Origin of the sequence: Corallococcus interemptor, from assembly GCF_003668875.1 — a bacterium.
Classification (GTDB): Bacteria; Myxococcota; Myxococcia; order Myxococcales; family Myxococcaceae; genus Corallococcus; species Corallococcus interemptor.
This window is the reverse complement of the sequence record NZ_RAWM01000124.1, coordinates 1-20,923: the sequence shown is the minus strand read 5'-3', so window position 1 is coordinate 20,923 and position 20,923 is coordinate 1. Positions and strand designations below refer to the sequence as shown.

Genomic DNA, 20,923 nt, shown 5'->3' with positions numbered 1-20,923 from the left:
CCCCTCCCTCATCCCCCGGGGATTCGCGCCCATGCTCGCAGGTATCGTCCTCCTCCTCGTCACCGGCTCGGTTTTCTTCTTCAGCTTGGTGATCTTCAGCGTCCTGTCGAAGGCGTATGAGCAGTACCAGGAGCGGTACGTCGCCAAGTCGATGAACGACTTGAGCGACATGTTCCTGTTCATCGACGCGCGGCAGATGTTGATCCTCAACATCGCCTGCATGTGCCTTCTGGGCATCCTCAGCTACATCATCTTCAACCCCATCCTCGCGGTGCTTTCGACCATCTTCGGCTTCTTCCTGCCGATGCTGCTCGTGAAGCACTACCGCAAGCGCCGCATCAAGAAGTTCAACGTGCAGCTGGTGGACGCGCTGCAGGCCATGGCCAACGCCTTCAAGGCCGGCCTCACGTTCCCGCAGGCCATCGAGCACGTGGCGCGCGAGGCGATGCCGCCCCTGTCCCAGGAGTTCGGCCTCTTCGTGAAGGAAGTGAAGCTGGGCGTGCCCCTGGAAGAGGCCCTCATCAACATGGGCAAGCGCGTGGGCAGCGACGACCTGGAGCTGGTCGTGGTGTCCACCAACATCGCGCGCCAGCTGGGCGGCAACATGGCGGAGATGTTCGAGACCATCTCCACGGTCATCCGCGAGCGCTTCCGTCTGGAGGGCAAGATCGACGCGCTGACGTCCCAGGGCAAGCTCCAGGGATGGATCGTCGCGGCCATGCCGGCGGTGCTGGGCATGGTGCTCAACTACATGCGTCCGGACCTGATGGAGCCGATGATGAACCACATCTTCGGCTACATCCTGGTGACCCTGATCGCCATCATGGAGATCATGGGCATCCTCATCATCCGGCGCATCGTCAACATCGACATCTGAAACGAGGCGCACCATGCAGGAGGTCCTGACATATCTGCTGATGGGCGGCTCGGCGCTGCTGACCGCGGGCGCGGTCGCGTTCCTGGGCATCGGCCTGTACACCAACATCCTGGAGCGCTTCCTCACGGAGGTCCGGGACGAGTCCGCGGGCGGCATGAAGGGCGCGGGCTCCGTCGCCATCCGCAAGCTGGGCGCGATGAACCGGCGCTTCATGTGGCCGGGCTACGAGTCCAAGACGCGCCGCAAGCTGATCAAGGCGGGCGAGCCGTCGCAGTACAAGCCCGAGGACATCATGGCGCTGCAGGAAGTCAGCGCCTTCTTCGCGCTCCTGGCCGGCCTGTTCGTCGTCAACGGCATCGGGATGAACCTGGCCTGGTCGCTCCTGGTGATGCTCCTGGGCCTGTTCTATCCGCTCATCTGGTTGAACGATCAGGTGAAGCGCCGTCACCTGGCCATCAGCCGCGCGCTTCCGTACAACCTGGACCTGCTGACGCTGTCGGTGGAAGCGGGCATGGACTTCACGGGCGCGCTGGCGAAGGTGGTGGAGAAGGGCCGCCAGGGCCCGCTGCGTGAAGAGCTGCAGCTGGTGCTCAAGCAGCTCAAGATGGGCAAGACGCGTGAAGAGGCGCTCAAGAGCATGATTGTGCGCGTGGACCTGCCGTCGCTGACGACGTTCGTCACGGCGCTGATCCAGGCGGACAAGATGGGCACGAGCCTGGGCAAGGTGCTGCGCATCCAGTCCACGCAGATGCGCATCGACCGCACGCAGCGCGCGGAGAAGCTGGCGGGCGAGGCACCGGTGAAGATGCTGTTCCCGCTCATCGCGTGCATCTTCCCCACGGTGTTCATGGTGCTCTTCGGGCCCATCGTGTTCCAGTTCATGTTCGGCAACGTCGGGGGCTAGTCCTCTGCCCATCCTGCTCACCATCACCCAGGGGCTCCAGGTTGGAAGGGAGCTCGCCTTCGAGCAGGCCGAGGTGAAGATCGGCCGGACCTCGGAGAACGACCTGGTGCTGCATGACCACGGTGTCTCCCGGCGTCATGCCCGCATCACGGCGAAGGGCGGCCGCTACTTCGCCGAGGACGTGGGCAGCGCGAACGGCACGCAGCTGAACGGCCAGCCGCTGGCCGGCGAGAAGCAGCTGCGCGACGGCGACCGCATCACCGTGGGGCCGGTGGAGTTCACCTTCGTGTGGGTGGCGCCGGAGGATGACGACGACGTCACCCGGCCCATCCGGCGGGTGCTCGCGCCGCCCAACGCCAGGGTGTCTCCGCAGGGCCTGGAGCAGGCCTCGCTCGCGGAGATCGAAGCGGCGCCCACGAGCTACCAGCAGTCCATGCCGGCCATGGCGAGGCCGGCCGCCCCGCCGCAGCGCAGCTCCGTCCCGGACCTGCCGTCGGTCCAGACACCGGCCAGGGCACCCGCGGGACCTCCCGTGTTGGCGCCTTCCGCGAAGGCTCCGGCTCCGGCGGGACCTCCTGTGCTGGCTCCCCCGAATGGCGCGGCCCCGGCCAGGCCTGGACCTCCGGTGCTGGAGGCCTCCGCGCCGAATCCGGCGAAGCCTCCGGTGAACGGGGCCTCCACTTCGGGACGCGCCTCCGCGCCTGGGCTGCCCGCGATGGGGGCGTCACCGTCGAACAAGGCGGCCGCGACGCCTCCGGTTCCGGGCGCCACCGCGCAGGGACGAAGCTCCGCGCCGGGGCTGCCCGCCGTCGCCGCTCCGCCCGCCAACAAGCCGGGGCAGGGGGCTGCTCCGAACCTCGTTTCGGGTCCTCCGGTGCCGGACGCTTCCGCGTCGAACAAGGCCTCGGGCTCTTCCTCTGCCCGGTCGTCCGGACCGGCGCTGCCGGCGCTCGGCGGTCCGGTCCCGGCGCCCGCCCCCATCACGGCGCTGGAAATGCCCGTGGTCGAAGCTCCTGCCGCTCAGGCCCCATCGGCTCCCGAGAAGCGGAAGGGCGTCGCGAGCCTGCCGGAGGCCGGTGCTCCCGCCCTCAACCGTCCTTCGCTGGGACACGGCCCCTCGCGCGCGGCGGCTCCCGTGTCTGGCCTGCCGGTGATGGCGCCGCCGGGGCTCATGGCTCCGCCGCCGCCCGCACGGCCTACCGCGCCGCCTGCCGTGGTGGACCTGACGCCGGTGCTTCTGGACGAGCCCGAAGAGCGCACGCTGATGGCGATTCCCTCCGTGGATTCGCTCGGGCCCGCCTCCGCGCCGGCGCTCCTGCTGCCCTTCCCGGACCTGGACGAACCCGAGGAGCGCACGCTGATGGCGATCGCGGCGACCCCGGAAGCGCCGCCCGTGCAGGAGGCTCCACCCGCGCTGCCCCCGCCGTCGATGGAGGAGCCCGAGGAGCGGACCGTCCTCGACCTCCGGCCCATCACGCCGGTCAGCCCGCTCGTGGCTCCTCCGGTGCGCATCGCGATCGCGGTGCCGCCTGCTCCCGCGCAGGACTCCCAGGAGCCCTCGACCTTCGTCGGCCAGGACGACGACCTCTCCTCGGCCCCCGAGGAGACCCGTGCCTCGGGGACCTTCGCGGGCCCGGCGGCGATTCCTCCCGCCCTGGTGCCCGCTCCCTCCTGGAGCCCTCCCGTCCCGCCGCCTTCGCCGGAGCCGGCGACGTTCGTGGGCGACCGGGAGCGCGCGCAAGACGCCTCGACGCTGGATGCCGGCCCGCTCCTCGAGGAGATGGCCCTGCTCGCCCCCGCGTCCCCTCCGGCCGCGGACGGCGACGTCCTGTCCTCCCCCCCGCCCGCGCCCAACGGCCCGGTGACGGTCGTGGCGAAGGTGGAGCCCTCCGCGGCCAGCAAGGCCCGGCAGCGGCGGCAGCTGGCCAAGACGCTCCAGGGCAAGGTCCTCCTCTTCTGGCAGCGCCAGTCGCTGCCCAGACGCATCGGCCTCGCGTCCCTGGCGGCGGTGGGCGCGTTGGCGCTGGTGACGCTGCTCGTGGCGCTCGTGGCGCCTTCGGCCATCCGCCTGCCGGGCCGCGAGCCCTCCACGCTGGGCATGGAGCCGGTGGCGGACTCGTTCGGCCTGGGCGAGGGCGTGCGCTGGACCCACGCGGACGACAAGCTCTTCGACTTCCGCTTCGTGTCCCCCACGCGCGCGGTGGCCGTGCTGCACTACCAGGCGAGCAACATCGCCCGGGACGAGGTCAACCTGTCCCTCAACGGCGTGTCCCTGGGCTGGGTGCCCCCGGACACGGCGCAGACGGCCGAGCGCGAGCTGGAGCAGGTCCTTCCCCCCAGCCTCCTGCGGCGCAACGCCAACAACCAGCTGCTCTTCGACAACGCCCTCAACCCGCCCGGCCGCGACCCGTGGCGCATCTGGAACCTGCGGCTGGAGATCATCCCGGTGCCGGAGCTGCCGCCGGATCAGCTGGTGTCGTCCGCCCGGGAGTCCGTGCGGGCCGGGACCCGCTTCTACGAGCTCAAGGACGTGGGCGCGGAGAACCTGTTCAAGGCGTGGCGGGAGTACCGCGCCGCGTGGATCACCCTGGAGGCGCTCGACGAGAAGCCGGAGCTGTACGACGACGTCCGGGAGCGAATCGCCCAGATTTCAACGGAGCTGGACCACCGGTGCGGGCAGCTGATGATGCAGTTCCAGCGGGCGGTTCAGTTCCGCAGCCGACGGGACGCGGTGGCGACCCTCGAAGACGTGCGGAGACGCTTCCCTACAGCCGAGCATCGCTGCCACAATCTCGCGCTGGAAAAAGCCTATGAGCACGAGCTTTAGGGCCCGTGCCCCCCTCAGCAGGACGCGGTGACCTCCATGTCGAACGCACCTCCCCCCGCCCGCCGGCGGCCGACGTCCGGTACGCCCTCCTCGGGGACCGGACAGCGCGCGCCGGCCCGCCGGTCGACCGCCGGTGCCGCCGCGGCCCGCCCCGCGAAGCTCGTCGTCATCGCCGGCCCCATGGAGGGTGAGGAGTTCGCGCTCTCCGACCTCGAGTACACGGTCGGCCGCGCCACGGACAACCCCATCTGCATCCAGGACACGTCCGTCTCCCGCAAGCACGTGACGCTGCGCAAGGAGTCCGCCGGCTGGATGGTCAGTGACATGGGCTCCGGCAACGGCACCATCGTCAACGGCGAGCCCATCTCCGAGGAGACGCTGCTCGCCAACGGCGACGTGATCACCCTGGGCGACTCGGAGCTGCGCTACGAGGACACCGCCAACAGCACCGCCAAGGTGCAGGCCCCCTCCAGCCCCCGGCCCCGTCCGTCCACGGCGGCCGGCCGCGGTCCCACGGCCGTGCCCACGCGCCCCGCCCGGGAGGGCCGCGCGCGCCCGCAGACGTCGCGCGCCGCCGCCGCCGCGGAGCTCACGCCGGAGATGCAGAAGAAGCGCATGCGCATCAAGCTGGCGGCCGCCGCCGTGCTGGTGCTGCTCTTCGCGGGCCTGGGCGTGGCGCGCTCGCGCGTGCGGGCCCAGGCGGAGGAGCAGGGCCGCATCGAGGCCGAGCAGCGCCAGTACCGCGAGCAGCTGGGCGCGCTCTTCCAGGAGGCCAAGAACCTGGTGCGCGAGGGCCAGTGGCAGCAGGCCAAGGTGAAGCTGGAGGAGCTCCACGCGCAGGCGGCGGACTACCCCGGCGTGGAGGACTACCTCAAGGCCGCGGAGCGGGAGATCCCCAACCAGGGCCACCTGGCCACGGCCCAGGCGGCGCTGGACAAGGGTGAGCTGGCCGCCGCGAAGGCGTCCATCGAGAAGGTCAGCAGCGACACGCAGCTCTACGAGCAGCTGAAGACGGCGCGCAAGAACCTGACGGACACGGCCGACAAGCGCACGAAGGAAGCCAAGCAGCTGCTGGACACGCGCCAGCTGGAGAACGTGCAGAAGGCCAAGGCCATCACCGACGACGTGCTGGCGACCTTCCCGGAGCACCGCGACGGCAAGCTCGTCAACGACGACGCCGCGCGCCTCATCGCGGACCTGACGCGTCCGGACCCCGTGCGCGTGGCCGCGACGCCCAAGCCGTGGGAGCCCGCCGTGGACCGCTTCCGCGACGGTGACCTCACCGGCGCGGCGGCCATCCTCAACGCGTGCGCGGGCAAGACGCCCCAGTGCAAGCAGCTGATGGGGCAGGTGACGGAGTTCGGCAACCTCTACAAGAAGCTGGAGGACCTGGACGCCAAGGGCCTCACCCGGCTGCTCGCGCTGGACAAGGACATCACGGACGGGCGCGGCAGCAAGATGGCGCGCAACGCGGGCACCCGCGCGGCGACCATCTATTACAAGAGCGCCTCGGGCGCGAAGGCCGCCGGCCAGTGGTCGCGCGCCATGGAGTTCGCCCGCCGCGCGCTCCAGGCGGACCCCGGCCACACGGGCGCCGCCAACATCGTCAACGACCTCAAGGGCAAGGCGAAGGACCTGTACCTCCAGGCCTACTCCATCAAGGACTCCAGCCCCGAGGACGCGCTGCCCAAGTTCCGTGACGTCGTCGCGATGACGCCGCCGGACGACGAGCTGCACGGCAAGGCCCAGGGCTGGGTCGAGAAGCTGTCGCGATGAAGAAGCGCAAGGGTGCGGAGCAGCCCCCGGCCGACGAGCCGGGGCAGGGCGACCTGTTCGGCACGGGGCTCCTGCAACCCTTGCGTCCCGCGCCCCCGAAGGCCGCCGCCGCGAGCAAGCCGGCCCCGCCCACCGCGCCGGTGGCGGAGACCGCCGCGCCGCCGCCTCCGGCCGCCGTCACCCCGCCGCCGCGCCCCGAGCGCACGGTGCTGTCGGTGGGCGAGCTGACCCGGCAGATAAAGCAGACGGTGGAGTCGCGCTTCCCGCGCGTGCTGGTGCGCGGCGAGGTGTCCAGCTTCCGGGGCGCCAACGCGCGCGGCCACTGGTACTTCACGCTCAAGGACTCGGACGCCTCCATCGACGCGAAGGTGTGGGCGTCCATGGCCAGCCGCATCCGCTTCGCGCTGCGCGACGGCATGGAGGTCCTGGCCGAAGGCAGCGTGGACCTGTACGAGCCGCAGGGCCGCTACAGCCTCATCGTGTCCCGGCTGGAGCCGGTGGGCGAGGGCGCGCTCGCGCTCGCGTTCGAGCAGCTCAAGCAGCGCCTGGCGGCGGAGGGGCTCATTGGCGACCGGCGCATCCGGGCACCCCGGCCCGTGCCGTTCCTGCCCCGGCGCATCGGCGTCGTGACCAGCCGCACCGGCGCGGCGCTCCAGGACTTCCTGCGCGTGCTGCACTCGCGCAACCCCCGGCTGGGCGTGCTGCTGGCGGACGCGCGCGTGCAGGGCGAGGGCTCCGCGGAGGACGTGGCGCGGGCCATCGAGCGGCTGGGCCGCACGGACGTGGACGTCATCGTGGTGACGCGCGGCGGAGGCTCCGTGGAGGACCTCTGGACGTTCAACGAGGAGCGGGTGGCGCGCGCCATCTTCGCCTCGCCGGTGCCGGTGGTGTCCGCGATTGGCCACGAGATTGACTTCACCATCTCCGACTTCGTCGCGGACCTGCGCGCGCCCACGCCCAGCGCGGCGGCGGAGCGGCTGGCGCCGGTGCTGGCGGACCTGGAGCTGACGCTGGCCACGCAGTCCGGCCGGCTGCGCCGGGCCATGGAGCGCCGGGTGCTGGAGCTGCGCGAGCGCCAGGGCCAGCTGCGCGCGCGCCTGCCGGACCCGCGCCGCGAGGTGAACCACCAGCGCCTGCACCTGTCCGAACAGGTGGAGGCGATGATGCGCGTGCTGCGCCCCCGCACGCGCGAGCACCGGGAGCGGCTGCGCGCGCTCCAAGAACGGCTGCAGCGGGCGCGGCCCCAGACGCGGCTGTCGGAGCAGCGGGCGCACCTGTTGAAGCTGGCCATGCGCCTGTCGGAGGCCGCGCGCGCGGGCGTGTCCCGGCGGCGGGGCGCGCTGGCGGACGCGCGGCTGGGGCTGGAGCGGCAGTCCCCCACGGCGCGGGTGGCCGCCGAGCGGGCGAAGGTGGCCCAGGCCCGGGCGCGGCTCCTGGAGCTGCAGCGGGGCATGCTGGCGTCCGCGCAGACACACTTCGGGCGGTTGGGAGGCCGGCTGGACGCCCTGAGCCCCCTGAAGGTGATGTCGCGCGGCTACGCGGTGACGTTCCGCCAGCGGGACGGCGTGGTGGTGCGCTCCATGGCGGACGTGGCGGTGGGGGACGTGCTGGGCATCAAGCTGGCGGCCCACGGGGCGAAAACCCTGGGTGGGTGTGAAGAAATCGAAGCGACCGTTACCAGCCTGAAAGGCCCGGTGGACTGCTAGCGGGCCACCCTCTACATTCCGCGCCCCGCTCGGGGAGGTGGATGGCCGTGGCGAAGTCGGACAAGAACCCCAAGGTGGAGCCCGCCCCGGAGCAGTACGGGGACGTGGTGTCGCGCCTGGAAGAGACAGTGGCGCGGCTGGAAAGCGGCGACCTGTCGTTGGAAGAGTCCCTCAAGGCGTTCGAGGACGGCATCCGCCTCGTCCGCCGGGGCGAGAAGCTGCTCACGGAGGCCGAGCAGCGCATCGAGCAGCTGTTGGTGGACGAGGACGGCCAGGACGTCGTGGCGCCCCTGGCGGTGGCGGCCCGGCCCGCTCCCCAGGCAGCCCCCCGGACGGCCGCGCAGGCGCGTCCGCCGCCGGAGGATGATGTCCCGTTCTAGGCATCATCAGGGGAAGGGCGGAGGCCGGGCATGTCGAAGCCGAAGATTACGATTGTCGATGACGACCGCGACACGCGTGAGCTGCTCGCCGAGGCCCTGGGGGCCGAGGGGTTCGAGGTCATGTCCGCCGCCAATGGCCTGCGGCTCGTCGCGTCGCTGGAGCTGCACCGGCCGCACGCCATCCTCCTGGACGTGAACATGTCCTGGATCAACGGCTTCGAGCTGTGCCAGGCCGTGAAGCAGAACAAGCAGTTCCGGGACATCCCCATCATCTTCATCAGCGGGCGAGGGGACCCGGAGGACAAGCGGCGCGGCATGGAGGTCGGCGCGGCCGACTACTTCGTGAAGCCGCTGGAGCTGGACGCGCTCGTGAAGCGCATCCGCCAACTCATCCCCGCCGACGTGGCGAAGGAGCCCTGACGCAGATGGCCGCTTTCAACCTGGAACCGTTCATGCGCACGCACCAGGCGCGGGTGGAGGCCCTCCTGCTCGAACGCGCGGAGCGCCTGGGCCCCGCGGGCACGCCGCCCCGGCTGGCGGAGTCCATGCGCTACTCGCTGCTCGCGGGGGGCAAGCGGCTGCGTCCGGTGCTGTGCCTGGCCTTCGCGGACGCGGTGGCGAAGGCCAGCACCGACAGCGCCGTCGTCCTGGATGCGGCGTGCGCGCTGGAGTACGTGCACACGTATTCGCTGGTGCACGACGACCTGCCCGCCCTGGACAACGACGACCTGCGCCGGGGCGTCCCCACGAACCACAAGGTCTACGGCGAGCCCACGGCGCTCCTGGCCGGGGACGGGCTGCTCACGGAGGCCTTCAACGTGCTGGCCTCCGGGCCGGAGCCGGTGCGCGGCCTGTTGTGCGCGGAGCTGGCGCGCGCGGCCGGGTCGTCCGGGATGGTGGGCGGGCAGGTGCTGGACATCGCGGAGGACCGGCCCGCGACGCTGGACTACCTCTTGCGGCTGCACCGGCTGAAGACGGGCGCGCTCATCCTGGCCGCGTGCCGGATGGGCGTGCTGGCGGCCGGAGGCGACGCGGCGGCGCTCGCGAGCGCGGTGACGTACGGCGAGGCGGTGGGCCTGGCCTTCCAGATCGCCGACGACGTGCTGGACGTGACCTCCAGCGCGGAGGCCATGGGCAAGCCGGTGGGCGCGGACGCGGAGGCCGGGCGCTACACCTTCCCGGCGGTGGTGGGGCTGGAGGAGTCGCGCCGCATGGCCGGGGAGCTGGTGGCCCGGGCGGAGGCGGCGGTGCGCCCGCTGGAGGGCGCGGACGGTCCGCTGGCGGCGCTGGCGCGCTACTCGGTGGAGCGGAAGTCCTGATGGCGGACGTGCTGTCTGGCGTGGCGTCTCCCTCGGACGTCCGCGCGCTCCCCGAGGACGCGCTGCCCGGCCTGTGCGAGGCGCTGCGCGAGGCCATCATCACCACGTGCGGCCGCGTGGGCGGGCACCTGGGCGCGTCGCTGGGGGCGGTGGAGCTGATTGTCGCCCTGCACCGCGTCTTCCACACGCCGCAGGACGCGCTGCTCTTCGACGTGGGCCACCAGGCGTACGCGCACAAGCTGCTCACCGGCCGGCGGGACCGGATGCACACGCTGCGGCAGGCGAACGGCATCGCGCCGTTCCTGGATCCGCGCGAAAGCCCTCACGACGCACTGGCGGCGGGGCATGCGTGCACGGCCATCTCCGCGGCGCTGGGCCTGCTGTCGGGCCGCAGGCAGCTGGGACACTCGGGGCACGTGGTGGCCGTCGTGGGCGACGGCTCGCTCACCGGAGGCCTGAGCTTCGAGGGCCTCAACAACGCGGGGGGCAGCCCGCTGCCGCTCGTGGTGGTGCTCAACGACAACCAGATGTCCATCAGCGCGAACGTGGGCGCCATCCCCGCGCTGCTGCGCACGCGCAGCGCCCGTGCCTTCTTCGAATCGCTGGGCTTCACCTACCTGGGCCCGGTGGACGGGCACGACCTGGGCGCGCTCACGAGGGCGCTGCGCGAGGCGAAGGCGTCATCGCGTCCGGTGGTGGTGCACGCGCTGACGAAGAAGGGGCGCGGCTTTCCGCCCGCGGAGGCCGACGAGCAGACGCGCGGCCACGCGATGGGGCCCTACGAGTGGCGCGACGGCAAGCTGGTGCGCTCGCGCGGCGGGCGGCCCACGTACAGCGAGGCCTTCGCTCAGGTGCTGGGCGACGCGCTGGAGCGCGATCCGCGCGTGGTGGCCGTGACGCCCGCGATGCTGGAGGGCAGCGCGCTCACGGGCTTGAAGGCGCGCTTCCCGGACCGCGTGCATGACGTGGGCATCGCGGAGCAGCACGCGGTGACGTTCTGCGCGGGGCTGGCCGCGGCGGGCGCGAAGCCCGTGTGCGTCATCTACTCGACCTTCCTCCAGCGCGCGTACGACCAGATCGTCCACGACGTGTGCCTGCCGGGACTGCACGTCGTCTTCGCGGTGGACCGGGCGGGGCTGGTGGGCGCGGACGGCGCCACGCACCAGGGCGCCTACGACGTGTCCTTCCTCCGGCCGCTGCCGGGCCTCACCCAGTGGGCCCCGATGGTGGGGGACGACCTGGCGCCCATGCTCGCCACCGCGCTCCAGTCCGGGGGCCCGTCCGTGCTGCGCTTCCCGCGAGGCACGCTGCCAGACCTCCCGCCGGAGCTGGGGCACGCGGAGCCCGAGGTTCTCAGGTCGTCGCCAGCCGCGAGCGTCGGGCCGAGCGGTCTTCCGAAGCCCGCACCTTCGCGTGAGCCGCCAGGGACGCCCGCGCTCGCGACGCAAGACACGTCCCCTGTTCCGGGCGCTCGCTGGCTGAAGCGCGTTCCCGGCGCTCGGCTGACGCTGGTGACGCTGGGGCCCCTGGGCCTGTCCGCGCTGGAGGCCGCCCGGTCCGAGCCGGAGTGGAGCGTGCTGGATGCGCGCCGGGCGTGGCCCCTGGATGAAGCCGCGCTCCTGGAGGCTGCCGAGGGCGGGCACGTGGTGGTGGCGGAGGAGGGCACCGTGCGGGGCGGCCTGGGCAGCGCGGTGCTGGAGCTGTACGCGGCGTCGGGCCTGTCCCCGCGCGTGAAGCTCCTGGGCATGCCGGACGTGTTCCTGCCTCACGGAGACGCGCGGGTGCAGCGCACACAGCTGGGACTGGACGCGGCGGGCCTGCGGCGCGCGGGCCGTGCGCTGCTGGAAGAGGAGAGCCGGTGAAGCCGAAGAAGGAACGCCTGGACGTGCTGGTCGTGGAGCGCGGGCTCGCCGAGTCGCGCACGAAGGCCCAGGCGCTCATCCTCGCGGGCCAGGTGGTGGTGGCGGATCAGCGCGTGGACAAGCCCGGCTCCCTGGTCCCCGTGGAGGCCGAGCTGCGCCTCAAGGGCGAGGTGCTGCCGTACGTCTCGCGCGGCGGCCTCAAGCTGAAGGCCGCCATGGACCGCTTCAGCCTGGACGTGACGGGCCGCGTGGGCGCGGACATCGGCGCCAGCACGGGCGGCTTCACGGACTGCCTGCTCCAGCACGGCGCGGTGCGGGTGCACGCCATCGACGTGGGCTACGGCCAGCTGCACGAGAAGCTGCGCGTGGACCCGCGCGTGCGCTCGCGGGAGCGGGTCAACGCGCGCTACCTCACGGACGAGGACCTGCCGGAGAAGGTGGGCGTGGTCGTCATCGACGTGAGCTTCATCTCGCTCACCCAGGTGCTGCCGTCGGTGCTGCCGTTCCTGTCACCGGGCGGGCTGCTCATCGCCCTGGTGAAGCCCCAGTTCGAGGTGGGCCCGGAGCGGGTGGGCAAGGGCGGCGTGGTGCGCGACCCGGAAGCGCGCCAGGACGCCATCGACACCGTGACGGCCTTCGTGCGCGAGCACGGGCTCACCGTGCGCGGGGTGATGGACTCACCCGTGCCCGGGCCCGCCGGCAACGTGGAGGCGCTCCTCGTCGCCGACAGGCCCTGAGGGCCGCCGTTACGGCCGGACCTTGCGGTACTGGCTCAGCGGCAGGGTCTGGACCAGGTTCTTGCCCACGCGCATCCACAGCCGGCCGCCGTCGTCCACGGAGCAGGACAGGCTGCTGGAGACCTCGTAGCGGAACACCTCGCCCTTTTCGGACGAGTCCACCGCGACGATCTCCACGGGCAGGGCGCCGTTCACGTTCGGGGCGTTGAGCAGGTAGAACTCCGACGTCGTCGGCTGGCCCAGCTGCACCTGCGCGATGCGCAGCTGACCGGACGCGTCCACGGACGTGCCGCCCTTGTTGGTGACGAGGCCGTTCGTCGCGTCGAGGAACCACACGCGCTGCGTGCCGATGGCCGCCAGCTTCGAGCCGGCATGGAAGGGCATCAGGAAGTTCATCGGCACCGGGAACACATCACTGCTCCACTTGAAGGCGGGACCCTCGCAGCCCTCCAGGTCCGTGGAGCAGGCCTGGATCTTCGACTGGTTGTTGGCCAGGAGGTACGCCACGTAGAGCGTGGACCCGTCCGCGCTGAACGCGGTGACGGGCGGCTCATCCAGCTCGCCGTTGTAGGCGAAGATCTTCTTCTCCTGGACTGGCTGCATCTCCTGGCTGGTGCCGTTCGCGTCGATGTAGGCCACGATGACCTGGGGCACCTGCGAGAACTCCAGCTGGGCGACGTACGGCACCAGCACCTGCTGGCCCTTCTCCTGCGGCGGGCTGATGGGGCCCAGCACCGCGCCCTTGTACGTCCACTGGAAGGTGCCGCCCGCGTTCTTGTGGCTGAGGCGGGACACCGTGTAGCGGTCGCGCACCAGCGCGTCGCCGTTGGCCATCACCGACAGGTTGACCAGGAAGTACGTGGGCGACGTGCGGCCGCTGATGGCGAAGTTGGAGTCCACCGCGATGGCGCCATAGCCGGGCGTCCACACCCAGCGCTTGCCGCTCGTCGCGTTGATGCTGGTGATGACCGTGTCCTTGGTGCACGGGATGCCCATGGTCACCGAGTTGCGGACCGTGCCCGCCGAGTCCACGCGGAAGAGCGTGCCGGAGCCGGTGGTGGGATTGCCGCAGCCGATGAAGGCCACGTTCGTGCCGGTGCCCTCGGCGATGAAGAAGTCCGTCACCACCTGGCCGTTGGGGTCCGGATCCTTGATGACCTTCTCCACCGGCATGAACGTGGCCGCCTGCGGCTGGGACACGTTCTTGCGGCCGTCCGAGCACGTCGCCCGCGCGTTGAGCGACAGCCCCACGGCGATGCCGCGGTCGTACTTGAGCTCGTTGAACGCCAGCTCGAAGTCCATGGACCCGCTGGTGTAGGGCACCGTCTTGAGGAACGTGTCCCGGTCGTAGATTTCCACCTGCGCCACGGAGTCACACCCGGACACGATGATCCGCACCGTCAGCGTCGGCGCCGCCGTGTTGGGCTGCGGCACGTTGAGCGTCACCGTCGGCGGGTCCGGGGTGGGGGGCGGCTTCTCACCACCACAGGCGGCGAACACCGAAGCACAGAGGGTCAGCGAGGCCAGGAGGGCCCGTGACGCGAACGGGCGCGAAGGAGCGGAGTGCATGGTTTCACACTCTAGCGTGCTCCCCCGGGAAGCGGGCGGGCCCCCCCGTCCCAGGCGCCGTTCCCTCCGGAATCCTGATCCGATGCTCCGCCGGTTTCGTGCCTGTCCGGACTCCGGCCGTCCAGGCATTGAGAATGCTATGGGAAGAAAGTAACAGCCTGGCTGTTTTGGCGGAGTTGCACTCCTTCAGTACGTGCGTGCGGGTTTCCGGAGGAAGGACACCGGTCCGGGGTATACGTCACGCGCCTTTTCTCACCCCTCTCGCTTGAGGACAGCCCCGTTCAACCGCTGGCCCGCGGACGGGTTAGACGGCATGATCCGGAATCGACCATGACCCCTTTCGCACCCAACGGGTTTGCGCGGCGTTGTTCCCTGGACGGGCGGGGCGGAGGCGCGCCGTGAGGATCGAGATGTTGTCGTCTGAGCAACGGGGGCGGGTGCTCGTGCTCGCGGCGAAGGCCGCGGGTGACGCGCTGGTGGAGCGGCTCACGGCGAGTGGCTACCAGTGCGCCTCCACGGAACGGGAGACCGGGCTGGCGGAGATGGTGGAGTCGCTCCAGCCAGAGGTGGTGCTGCTGGCCGTGACGGCCAAGCGGGCGGCGGAGCTGCTGGAGACGGTGCGCAAGACGGACAAGCTCCAGCGCCTGCCGGTGCTGGTGGACCAGGGCCGCGCGCGCTCGGCGGAGGCCTTCAAGCGCCTGGCGGTGGACGACTTCGTGCGCGGCGCGGATGAGCTGGTGCCCCGGCTGGAGTCCGCCCTGCGCGCCTGGCGCCTCAAGGAGCGCGAGGAGCGCATCCGGATGCGCATGGGGATGCTGCTCGAAATCACCCAGGCGGCCACCAGCTCCCTGGAACTGGAGGAGATCCTCCGCATCGCGGTGGAGAAGGTCGGCCAGGTGACGGGCACGGACCGCTGCTCCGTGGTGCTGGTGGAGGGCAGCCACGCGCGCACGGCCACGGTCGTCGCGACGCAGGAGGACCCCAGCCTCGTCCAGCTGGACATCGAGGTCGCGCGCTATCCGGAGCTGCGCCGCGCGCTGGAGACGCGGCAGCCCGTGTTGATTGAAGAAGCGCAGCGCGACCCGCTGATGGCGGAGGTGCGCACGTCGCTGCTCCCCCAGGGCGTGAAGTCCATCCTGGTGCAGCCGCTCATCTGCCAGGACGACCTGCTGGGCGCGCTGTTCCTGCGCGTGTCCAAGGGCGAGGCGTCCATCGGCCGCGACGAGCAGGAGTTCGCGGAGGCAGTCGCGGGCGTGCTCGCCAACTCCATCCGCAACGCGCGCCTGCACACGGCGGTGAAGAAGAAGCGCGAGGACCTGGAGCTGGCGTACGTGGAGCGCTACCGCGAGCTCAACGACGCGAACCGCCGCCTCAAGGAGCTCAACCGCCTCAAGGATGAAATCATCGCGGTGTGCAGCCACGACCTGCGCGCGCCGCTCCAGGTGCTCCTGGGCCACGGCCGGCTCTTGTTGGAGGGCCCGCTGGAGGTGCAGCAGAAGCAGTCCGCGGAGGCGATGATCCGCCAGGGCCGGAAGATCCTCACCCTGGTCGAGTCCCTGCTGGAGAAGGGCAAGGGCGAGGCGGCGCGCCTCTCCATCGAGCCGCGCGTGCTGGACGTGGCGCAGCTGTGCCGCGACGCCGTGGCGGAACTCGAAATCCTCGCGGCCGAGAAGGCCGTGGCGCTGCGCTCCGAGTGCCCCGACAGCCTGATGCTGATTGGCGACGAGGTGAAGCTGCACGAGGTGCTGCAGAACCTCATCAGCAACGCCATCCAGCACGCCAGCGACCCGGGCTCGGTGGTGGTGCGCACGCAGCGCCTGTCGCGTCCGGACGGCGACGCGGTGCGGGTGATGGTGAGCGACAACGGGGTGGGCATCCCCCCGGACGAGCTGCACCTCGTGTTCGACCGCTACCGCCACGGGCCCAAGGGCACGGGGCTGGGGCTGGCCATCTGCAAGGAGTTCGTGGAGCTGCACGGCGGTGAAATCTGGGCGGAGAGCCCGGCCGACGGCGGCTGCACCTTCGTCTTCACGCTGCCCCTGGCGCAGGAGGCCGCGCGCAACCCCCGGCCGCAGCCCGCCCCCGGCTCCGCGCCCGAGCAGCCGCGCGTGCTGGTGGTGGAGGACGAGCCGGAAATCGCCGCGGTGCTGTCGGAGGTGCTGCGCTCGAAGTACCGCGTGGAGGTCGCTCGCGACGGCGCGGAGGGCCTGGCCAAGGCGAGAGCGTCCCGGCCGGACCTGGTGGTGATGGACGTGTTCCTGCCCAAGCTGGACGGCCTGGACGCGGCCATGGCGCTCAAGTCCTCGTCGGACACGGCGCACATCCCGGTCATCCTCCTGTCCGCCCACCAGGGCGTGGCCGACAAGGTCCGCGCGCTCAACCTGGGCGCGGTGGACTACATGGCCAAGCCCTTCAACGCGGTGGAGCTGCTCAACCGCACCGAGCGCGCCCTCAAGCTGCGCCAGGGTGAGAAGGATCAGCAGGACAAGACGAACGCGCTCCAGCGGCGCACCGGCAGCGACCCGGCGACGGGCCTGCTCGACCGCCGCGGCCTGCTCTTGCGCCTGGAGCAGGAGGTGGCCCGCAGCCGGCGCTACCACCGCGCCCTCACGCTGGCGGTGCTCCGTCCGGACCGCGACCTGGACGTGATGCCGCCCAACATGGCGGAGGTGATGCGCAAGCGCGTGCGCCACCCGGACTCCATCTCCCACCTGGGGCTGGGCGTCTTCGCGGTGGTGCTGCCCGAGTGCAACGCGGACGCGGCGCGCACGGTCATCAACCGCCTGATGCCGGACGTGGAGCAGGTGACCTCCATCGAGTACCGGGCCGCCCTGGCGGACGTCAGCCAGGACAGCGATCCGGTGGAGAAGCTGCTGGAGAAGCTGGGGGCGCCTCCGCCCGAGGTCCACTAGCCCGCGTGCGCCCGCTCCCGCTCCTCAGCCGTGCCGCCGTGTTGTGCCTCGCGCTGGCCGCCGGAGGTTCGGGGGCCGCGCCCGCCAGGCAGGCTCCGGCGAGGGCCCCGGCCCCGCACGTCGACCGCGAGGCGATGCGCGAGGCCATGGACTCGAGCGAGCGCGACGACGAGCCGTCCGCGTCGTCCGCCAGCTACGCGCACTACCTCCAGGCGCGGCTGATGCACCTGGAGGGCAACCACCGGGCCTCGGTGGACGAGCTGCGGCTGGCGCTCGCCACCGACGACGGCAACCCGACGCTCCTCACCCAGCTGGGCGAGGAGTACGCGCGCCTGGGCGACCTGGAGCGCGCCGAGCGCGAGCTGCGCCGGGCGGTGGAGCGGGCCCCCACGCACTACGCCGCCCACGTGCTCCTGGGCCGGGTGCTGCTGGAGTCCGGCCGCACGGCGCGCGCGAAGCAGCACCTGCGCCGCGCGGTGTCCCTGCGCCCCCGCGAGCCGGAGGCGTACCTCGTCCTGTCCCAGCTGTACCTGGACGCCAGGGACCCCGACGAGGCCGTGAAGGTCGTGGAGTCGCTGGCCCACGCGGTGCCGGGAGAGGCCTCCGGGTACCGGCGGCTGGGGCTCGTCCTGGCCGAGCGCGGCGACGCGGCCCGCGCCGAGCGCCTGCTCGTGAAGGCCTCCGAGCGCGACCCGGGTGACGTGGAGGTGTGGTCCACGCTGGCCCGGCTCCACGAGGACGCCGGCCGGCCGCGCGAGGCGGAGGACGCGCTGGCCCGCGCGCTGGAGGCGGATCCGGATAGCCGCGAGGTGCTCCTGTCCGCGGGCCGCGCCGCGCTGAAGGCCGGTTCGGTGACGCGGGCCCGGGCGTACTTCGACCGGTTGCTGTCGCTCTCCGCGTCGCCGGAGCTGGCCGTGCGGGTGGCCTTCAGCTACCTGGCCTCGGGCGAGCCCGCCGCCGCGGAGCAGGTGCTGGACGCCGCGCGCAAGGACGCGCCGGACGAGCCCCGCCTGGCCTACTACGCGGGCCTCGTCGCGGAGCGCACGCGCCGCTTCGCCGTCGCCGCCCGGGACTTCGAGGGCGTGTCCCCGGAGTCCGAGGTGTTCCCCGACGCCCGCGCGCGCCAGGCCCGCTGCCTGTCGCTGGTGGGAGCCCATGACCGCGCGCTGGCGCTCTACCGCGCCGCCCTCCTGGACGCGCCGGACGACGTGGAGGTGCGCGTCGGCTACGCGCGCGCGCTGGAGCGGAGCGGGGACGCGGCCCGGGCGGAGAAGACGCTGCGCGAGGCGCTGGCGGGGGAGGGTGGGGCCTATGCGTATGACGCCCTGGCCACGCTGCTGGAGCGCCAGGGGCGGGCCCGGGACGCGCAGACGCTGCTCCGGGACGCCGTCGCGAAGGCCCCCCGGAACCAGGACCTGCAGTTCGTCCTGGGCACCCTGCTGGAGCGCCAGGGCGACGTGCCCGGGGCGCTCTCGCGCATGCGGGCGGTGCTGGCGCTGAAGCCGGACCACGCCGCGGCCATGAACTTCATGGGCTACGTGATGGCCCAGCGGGGCAGGGACCTGGACGAGGCCGAGCGGCTGGTGCGCCGCGCGCTGGCGCTCAAGCCGGACAACGCGGCCTACATCGATTCACTGGGGTGGGTGTACTTCCAGCGCGGCGACGCGAAGAAGGCCGTGGAGCTTTTGGAGCGCGCGGTGGACCTGTCCCCGGACGAGCCCCCCATCCTGGAGCACCTGGGGGATGCCTACCTCAAGGCGGGCCGCGCCCCGGACGCCGTCCGGGTCTGGAAGCGCGCGCTGGAGGTGCTGACGCTGGAGCCGGAGGCCGCCGAGCCGGCGGATCAGCGCATCACCCTGGAGCGCAAGTTGAAGGCGCTACCCTCGACCGCGCAGGGCCGCTAAGGTCCCGGGCTCATGGCCCGCCACGACGAAGGCTTCTTCACCGGGAAGGACAACACCCGGCTGTTCTGGACGCTGGACCTGCCGGACTCAGGCCCCCGCGCGCACGTCGCCATCGTCCATGGCTACGGCGACCACATCGGCCGCTACCGCCCCGTCATCGACGCGCTGGTGGCGGACGGCTTCGCCGTGCACGGGTTCGACTACCGGGGCCACGGCCGCGCGGACGGCCGGCGCGCCTACGCCGCGAAGTGGACGGAGTTCCTGGATGACCTGGATGGCTTCTGGCAGCGCGTGCGCAAGGCCGCGGGCGACCAGAAGATCTTCCTCCTGGCCCACAGCCACGGCGGCCTGATGGCCGCGCACGCCCTCACCGGGCGGCTGGAGGGCCTGTCCGGTGCCATCCTCTCCGCGCCCTACCTCAAGCTGGCCATCAGCCCCCCCGCCGCGAAGGTGCTGGCCGCGCGCATGGTGGGCTCCCTGGTGCCGTGGATGAAGGTCCCCTCGGGCCTGGCCCCGGACATGCTCAGCACCGACCCGGAAATCCAGAAGGCAGTCACCGCGGACCCGCTGTACGTGCCCTTCGCCACGCCCCGCTGGTTCGTGGAGTCCACGGCCGCCCAGGCGCAGACGTTGGGCCTGGCGCCGAAGATTCAAGTGCCGCTGTTCGTGCTGTGTGGCCAGGAGGACGGGGTGGCGCTGCCGGCGGCGGCGCGGGCCTTCTTCGAGGCGGCGGGGACGGCGGACAAGAAGTTCAAGGAGTACCCCGGCATGCGGCACGAGCCGCTCAACGAGCGGGACCGCGCGACGGTGTTCCAGGACATCTCCGGCTGGATCTCCGCGCATCTCTGACATAATCAGGTCGCCCCGCTCCCACTGGAGCAGGCGCTGGCGAGGATCACCTCATGGCACAGGGTGAAACGGGCATCATTGGCAAGGGCATCGTCATCAGGGGCAACCTCACGGGCGGTGGGGACCTGGTCATCGAAGGGCGTGTGGAGGGGCAGATCGCCCTGAAGAACCACCTCACCATCGAAGGCACCGGCAAGGTCCAGGCGGACATCCGCGCCGAGGAACTGACCATCAACGGCGAGGCGAGCGGCAACATCGACGCCTCCACGCGCGTGGCCATCAACGCCTCGGCGAAGGTGGCGGGCGACATCAAGGCCCCGCGGGTCGTCATCGAGGACGGAGCGGTGTTCAACGGCTCCATCGAGATGGACGTGAAGTTGCCGGACGACATCTAGCATCCACCGGGGGCCGTCCCACGGCTCCCCCCAGGCGCACAGCTTCGAGAAGGCGGACAACACTCATGGCGAATACGGTCATTGGTTCGAGCATCGTCATCGACGGGGAGATTTCCGGTGACGAGGACCTGGTCATCCAGGGCACCGTGAAGGGGAAGATCTCCCTCAAGGAGAGCCTCTACGTGGAGGGCTCGGGCGTCGTCGAGGCGGACATCGAGACGCAGAACGTGGAGATCGCCGGCCGCGTGACGGGCAACATCGTCGCCAGCGACAAGGTCGAGCTGAAGACGGACTGCCGCGTGGTGGGCGACATCAAGGCCCCGCGCATCCTCATCGCCGACGGTGCCTCCTTCAAGGGCAACGTCGACATGGACATGAAGGAGCGCTGATCCGTGGCCACCGCCAAGGAGCTTGCAGGCAACACCGTCGACAACACCGTGGTGGGGCCCTCCATCCTCATCAGCGGTCGGCTCACGGGTGACGAGGACCTCACGGTCCGCGGCCGCGTCGAGGGTGAGCTGACCCTCAGCCGCACCCTCATCGTGGAGCCGTCCGGCGTGGTGAAGGCCAACGTGGCGGTGAAGAACGCCATCGTCAGCGGCGTGGTGGTGGGCAACATCAACGCCACCGAGAGCGTGGAGCTCACCCGCGAGGGCCGCATGGTGGGCGACATCCGCGCCCCGCGCGTCATCATCGTGGACGGGGCCAGCTTCCGCGGCCGCGTGGACATGGGCGACGTGGAACCGGGCCGGCTGCCGTCCGAGCGCCCCGCCGTGGCCCGCCCCCAGGCGGTGACGCGTCCCACGGTGCGTCCGGGCGCCACCCCGCCGCGTCCTCCGACGCCGCCGGCCGCTCCGCCGCGCGCCGCCCCGACGCCGCCCCCGCCTCCCGCGCGCACTCCGGCCG

At 71.6% G+C, this 20,923-nt stretch carries 17 protein-coding genes; 16 read left to right on the top strand and 1 reads right to left on the bottom strand.

Annotated features, from left to right (window positions below; translation table 11 throughout):
- Nucleotides 1–31: 31 nt before the first annotated feature.
- The 10 genes from D7X96_RS31180 to D7X96_RS31135 are packed head-to-tail and all read left to right on the top strand — an operon-like array spanning nucleotide 32 to nucleotide 12,388.
- Nucleotides 32–877, top strand: a complete 846-nt coding sequence (locus D7X96_RS31180; protein WP_120546686.1) for a type II secretion system F family protein — start codon at nucleotides 32–34, stop codon at nucleotides 875–877.
- Nucleotides 878–890: 13 nt separating this feature from the next.
- Nucleotides 891–1,781 carry a type II secretion system F family protein gene (locus tag D7X96_RS31175; protein ID WP_120546687.1) on the top strand — a complete coding sequence of 297 codons (891 nt, stop codon included), beginning with the start codon at nucleotides 891–893 and terminating at the stop codon, nucleotides 1,779–1,781.
- 4 nt (nucleotides 1,782–1,785) lie between these two features.
- A complete protein-coding gene (locus D7X96_RS41245) occupies nucleotides 1,786–4,608 on the top strand; it encodes an FHA domain-containing protein (RefSeq protein WP_370450198.1) in 2,823 nt (940 codons plus the stop codon).
- A gap of 36 nt (nucleotides 4,609–4,644) precedes the next feature.
- On the top strand, nucleotides 4,645–6,384 hold the full coding sequence (locus D7X96_RS31165) for an FHA domain-containing protein (RefSeq protein ID WP_233610318.1): 1,740 nt from the start codon (nucleotides 4,645–4,647) through the stop codon (nucleotides 6,382–6,384).
- Nucleotides 6,381–8,090 (top strand): exodeoxyribonuclease VII large subunit, encoded by a 1,710-nt coding sequence (gene xseA / locus D7X96_RS31160; protein WP_120546689.1) that lies wholly within the window; start codon nucleotides 6,381–6,383, stop codon nucleotides 8,088–8,090. The genes D7X96_RS31165 and xseA overlap by 4 nt, the downstream gene beginning before the upstream one ends.
- A 41-nt stretch (nucleotides 8,091–8,131) precedes the next feature.
- Entirely contained in the window at nucleotides 8,132–8,470 is a 339-nt protein-coding gene (xseB, locus tag D7X96_RS31155; protein WP_120546690.1) for an exodeoxyribonuclease VII small subunit, read from the top strand.
- A gap of 30 nt (nucleotides 8,471–8,500) precedes the next feature.
- Entirely contained in the window at nucleotides 8,501–8,890 is a 390-nt protein-coding gene (locus D7X96_RS31150) for a response regulator (RefSeq protein WP_120528860.1), read from the top strand.
- Between the two features lie 5 nt (nucleotides 8,891–8,895).
- Complete coding sequence (locus tag D7X96_RS31145; protein ID WP_121725380.1) at nucleotides 8,896–9,789, top strand: polyprenyl synthetase family protein; 894 nt, start codon at nucleotides 8,896–8,898, stop codon at nucleotides 9,787–9,789.
- Complete coding sequence (locus tag D7X96_RS31140) at nucleotides 9,789–11,651, top strand: 1-deoxy-D-xylulose-5-phosphate synthase (RefSeq protein WP_121771402.1); 1,863 nt, start codon at nucleotides 9,789–9,791, stop codon at nucleotides 11,649–11,651. The genes D7X96_RS31145 and D7X96_RS31140 overlap by 1 nt, the downstream gene beginning before the upstream one ends.
- A complete protein-coding gene (locus D7X96_RS31135) occupies nucleotides 11,648–12,388 on the top strand; it encodes a TlyA family RNA methyltransferase (protein ID WP_120546693.1) in 741 nt (246 codons plus the stop codon). Before D7X96_RS31140 ends, D7X96_RS31135 begins: the two co-directional genes overlap by 4 nt.
- Nucleotides 12,389–12,397: 9 nt before the next feature.
- On the opposite strand, the gene D7X96_RS31130 is transcribed toward D7X96_RS31135, so the two are convergent.
- Entirely contained in the window at nucleotides 12,398–13,957 is a 1,560-nt protein-coding gene (locus tag D7X96_RS31130; RefSeq protein ID WP_121771401.1) for a hypothetical protein, read from the bottom strand.
- A gap of 413 nt (nucleotides 13,958–14,370) precedes the next feature.
- On the opposite strand from D7X96_RS31130, the gene D7X96_RS31125 reads away from it, so the two are divergent.
- The 6 genes from D7X96_RS31125 to bacP form a co-directional block, all read left to right on the top strand.
- Nucleotides 14,371–16,869 (top strand): ATP-binding protein, encoded by a 2,499-nt coding sequence (locus D7X96_RS31125; RefSeq protein WP_120546735.1) that lies wholly within the window; start codon nucleotides 14,371–14,373, stop codon nucleotides 16,867–16,869.
- 5 nt (nucleotides 16,870–16,874) lie between these two features.
- A complete protein-coding gene (locus D7X96_RS31120) occupies nucleotides 16,875–18,773 on the top strand; it encodes a tetratricopeptide repeat protein (RefSeq protein ID WP_121771400.1) in 1,899 nt (632 codons plus the stop codon).
- 12 nt (nucleotides 18,774–18,785) lie between these two features.
- Nucleotides 18,786–19,622 (top strand): alpha/beta hydrolase, encoded by an 837-nt coding sequence (locus D7X96_RS31115; RefSeq protein WP_120546696.1) that lies wholly within the window; start codon nucleotides 18,786–18,788, stop codon nucleotides 19,620–19,622.
- A gap of 53 nt (nucleotides 19,623–19,675) precedes the next feature.
- The gene (bacN, locus tag D7X96_RS31110) at nucleotides 19,676–20,017 is read left to right on the top strand and encodes a bactofilin BacN (RefSeq protein WP_120537550.1); all 342 of its coding nucleotides are present in this window, start codon (nucleotides 19,676–19,678) and stop codon (nucleotides 20,015–20,017) included.
- Between the two features lie 65 nt (nucleotides 20,018–20,082).
- On the top strand, nucleotides 20,083–20,406 hold the full coding sequence (locus tag D7X96_RS31105; RefSeq protein ID WP_002636698.1) for a bactofilin family protein: 324 nt from the start codon (nucleotides 20,083–20,085) through the stop codon (nucleotides 20,404–20,406).
- Between the two features lie 3 nt (nucleotides 20,407–20,409).
- Nucleotides 20,410–20,923 (top strand): bactofilin BacP (bacP, locus tag D7X96_RS31100; protein WP_147468439.1); only part of this gene is annotated, 514 nt, incomplete at its 3' end.

Bases quoted from the DNA above. Each gene is read 5' to 3' on its own strand.
- xseA (WP_120546689.1), top strand. From the start codon at position 6,381: ATGAAGAAGCGCAAGGGTGCGGAGCAGCCCCCGGCCGACGAGCCGGGG.
- bacN (WP_120537550.1), top strand. From the start codon at position 19,676: ATGGCACAGGGTGAAACGGGCATCATTGGCAAGGGCATCGTCATCAGG.
- D7X96_RS31175 (WP_120546687.1), top strand. From the start codon at position 891: ATGCAGGAGGTCCTGACATATCTGCTGATGGGCGGCTCGGCGCTGCTG.
- xseB (WP_120546690.1), top strand. From the start codon at position 8,132: ATGGCCGTGGCGAAGTCGGACAAGAACCCCAAGGTGGAGCCCGCCCCG.
- D7X96_RS31165 (WP_233610318.1), top strand. From the start codon at position 4,645: ATGTCGAACGCACCTCCCCCCGCCCGCCGGCGGCCGACGTCCGGTACG.
- D7X96_RS31145 (WP_121725380.1), top strand. From the start codon at position 8,896: ATGGCCGCTTTCAACCTGGAACCGTTCATGCGCACGCACCAGGCGCGG.
- D7X96_RS31180 (WP_120546686.1), top strand. From the start codon at position 32: ATGCTCGCAGGTATCGTCCTCCTCCTCGTCACCGGCTCGGTTTTCTTC.
- D7X96_RS31150 (WP_120528860.1), top strand. From the start codon at position 8,501: ATGTCGAAGCCGAAGATTACGATTGTCGATGACGACCGCGACACGCGT.
- D7X96_RS31105 (WP_002636698.1), top strand. From the start codon at position 20,083: ATGGCGAATACGGTCATTGGTTCGAGCATCGTCATCGACGGGGAGATT.
- D7X96_RS31140 (WP_121771402.1), top strand. From the start codon at position 9,789: ATGGCGGACGTGCTGTCTGGCGTGGCGTCTCCCTCGGACGTCCGCGCG.
- D7X96_RS31130 (WP_121771401.1), bottom strand. From the start codon at position 13,957: ATGCACTCCGCTCCTTCGCGCCCGTTCGCGTCACGGGCCCTCCTGGCC.
- D7X96_RS31115 (WP_120546696.1), top strand. From the start codon at position 18,786: ATGGCCCGCCACGACGAAGGCTTCTTCACCGGGAAGGACAACACCCGG.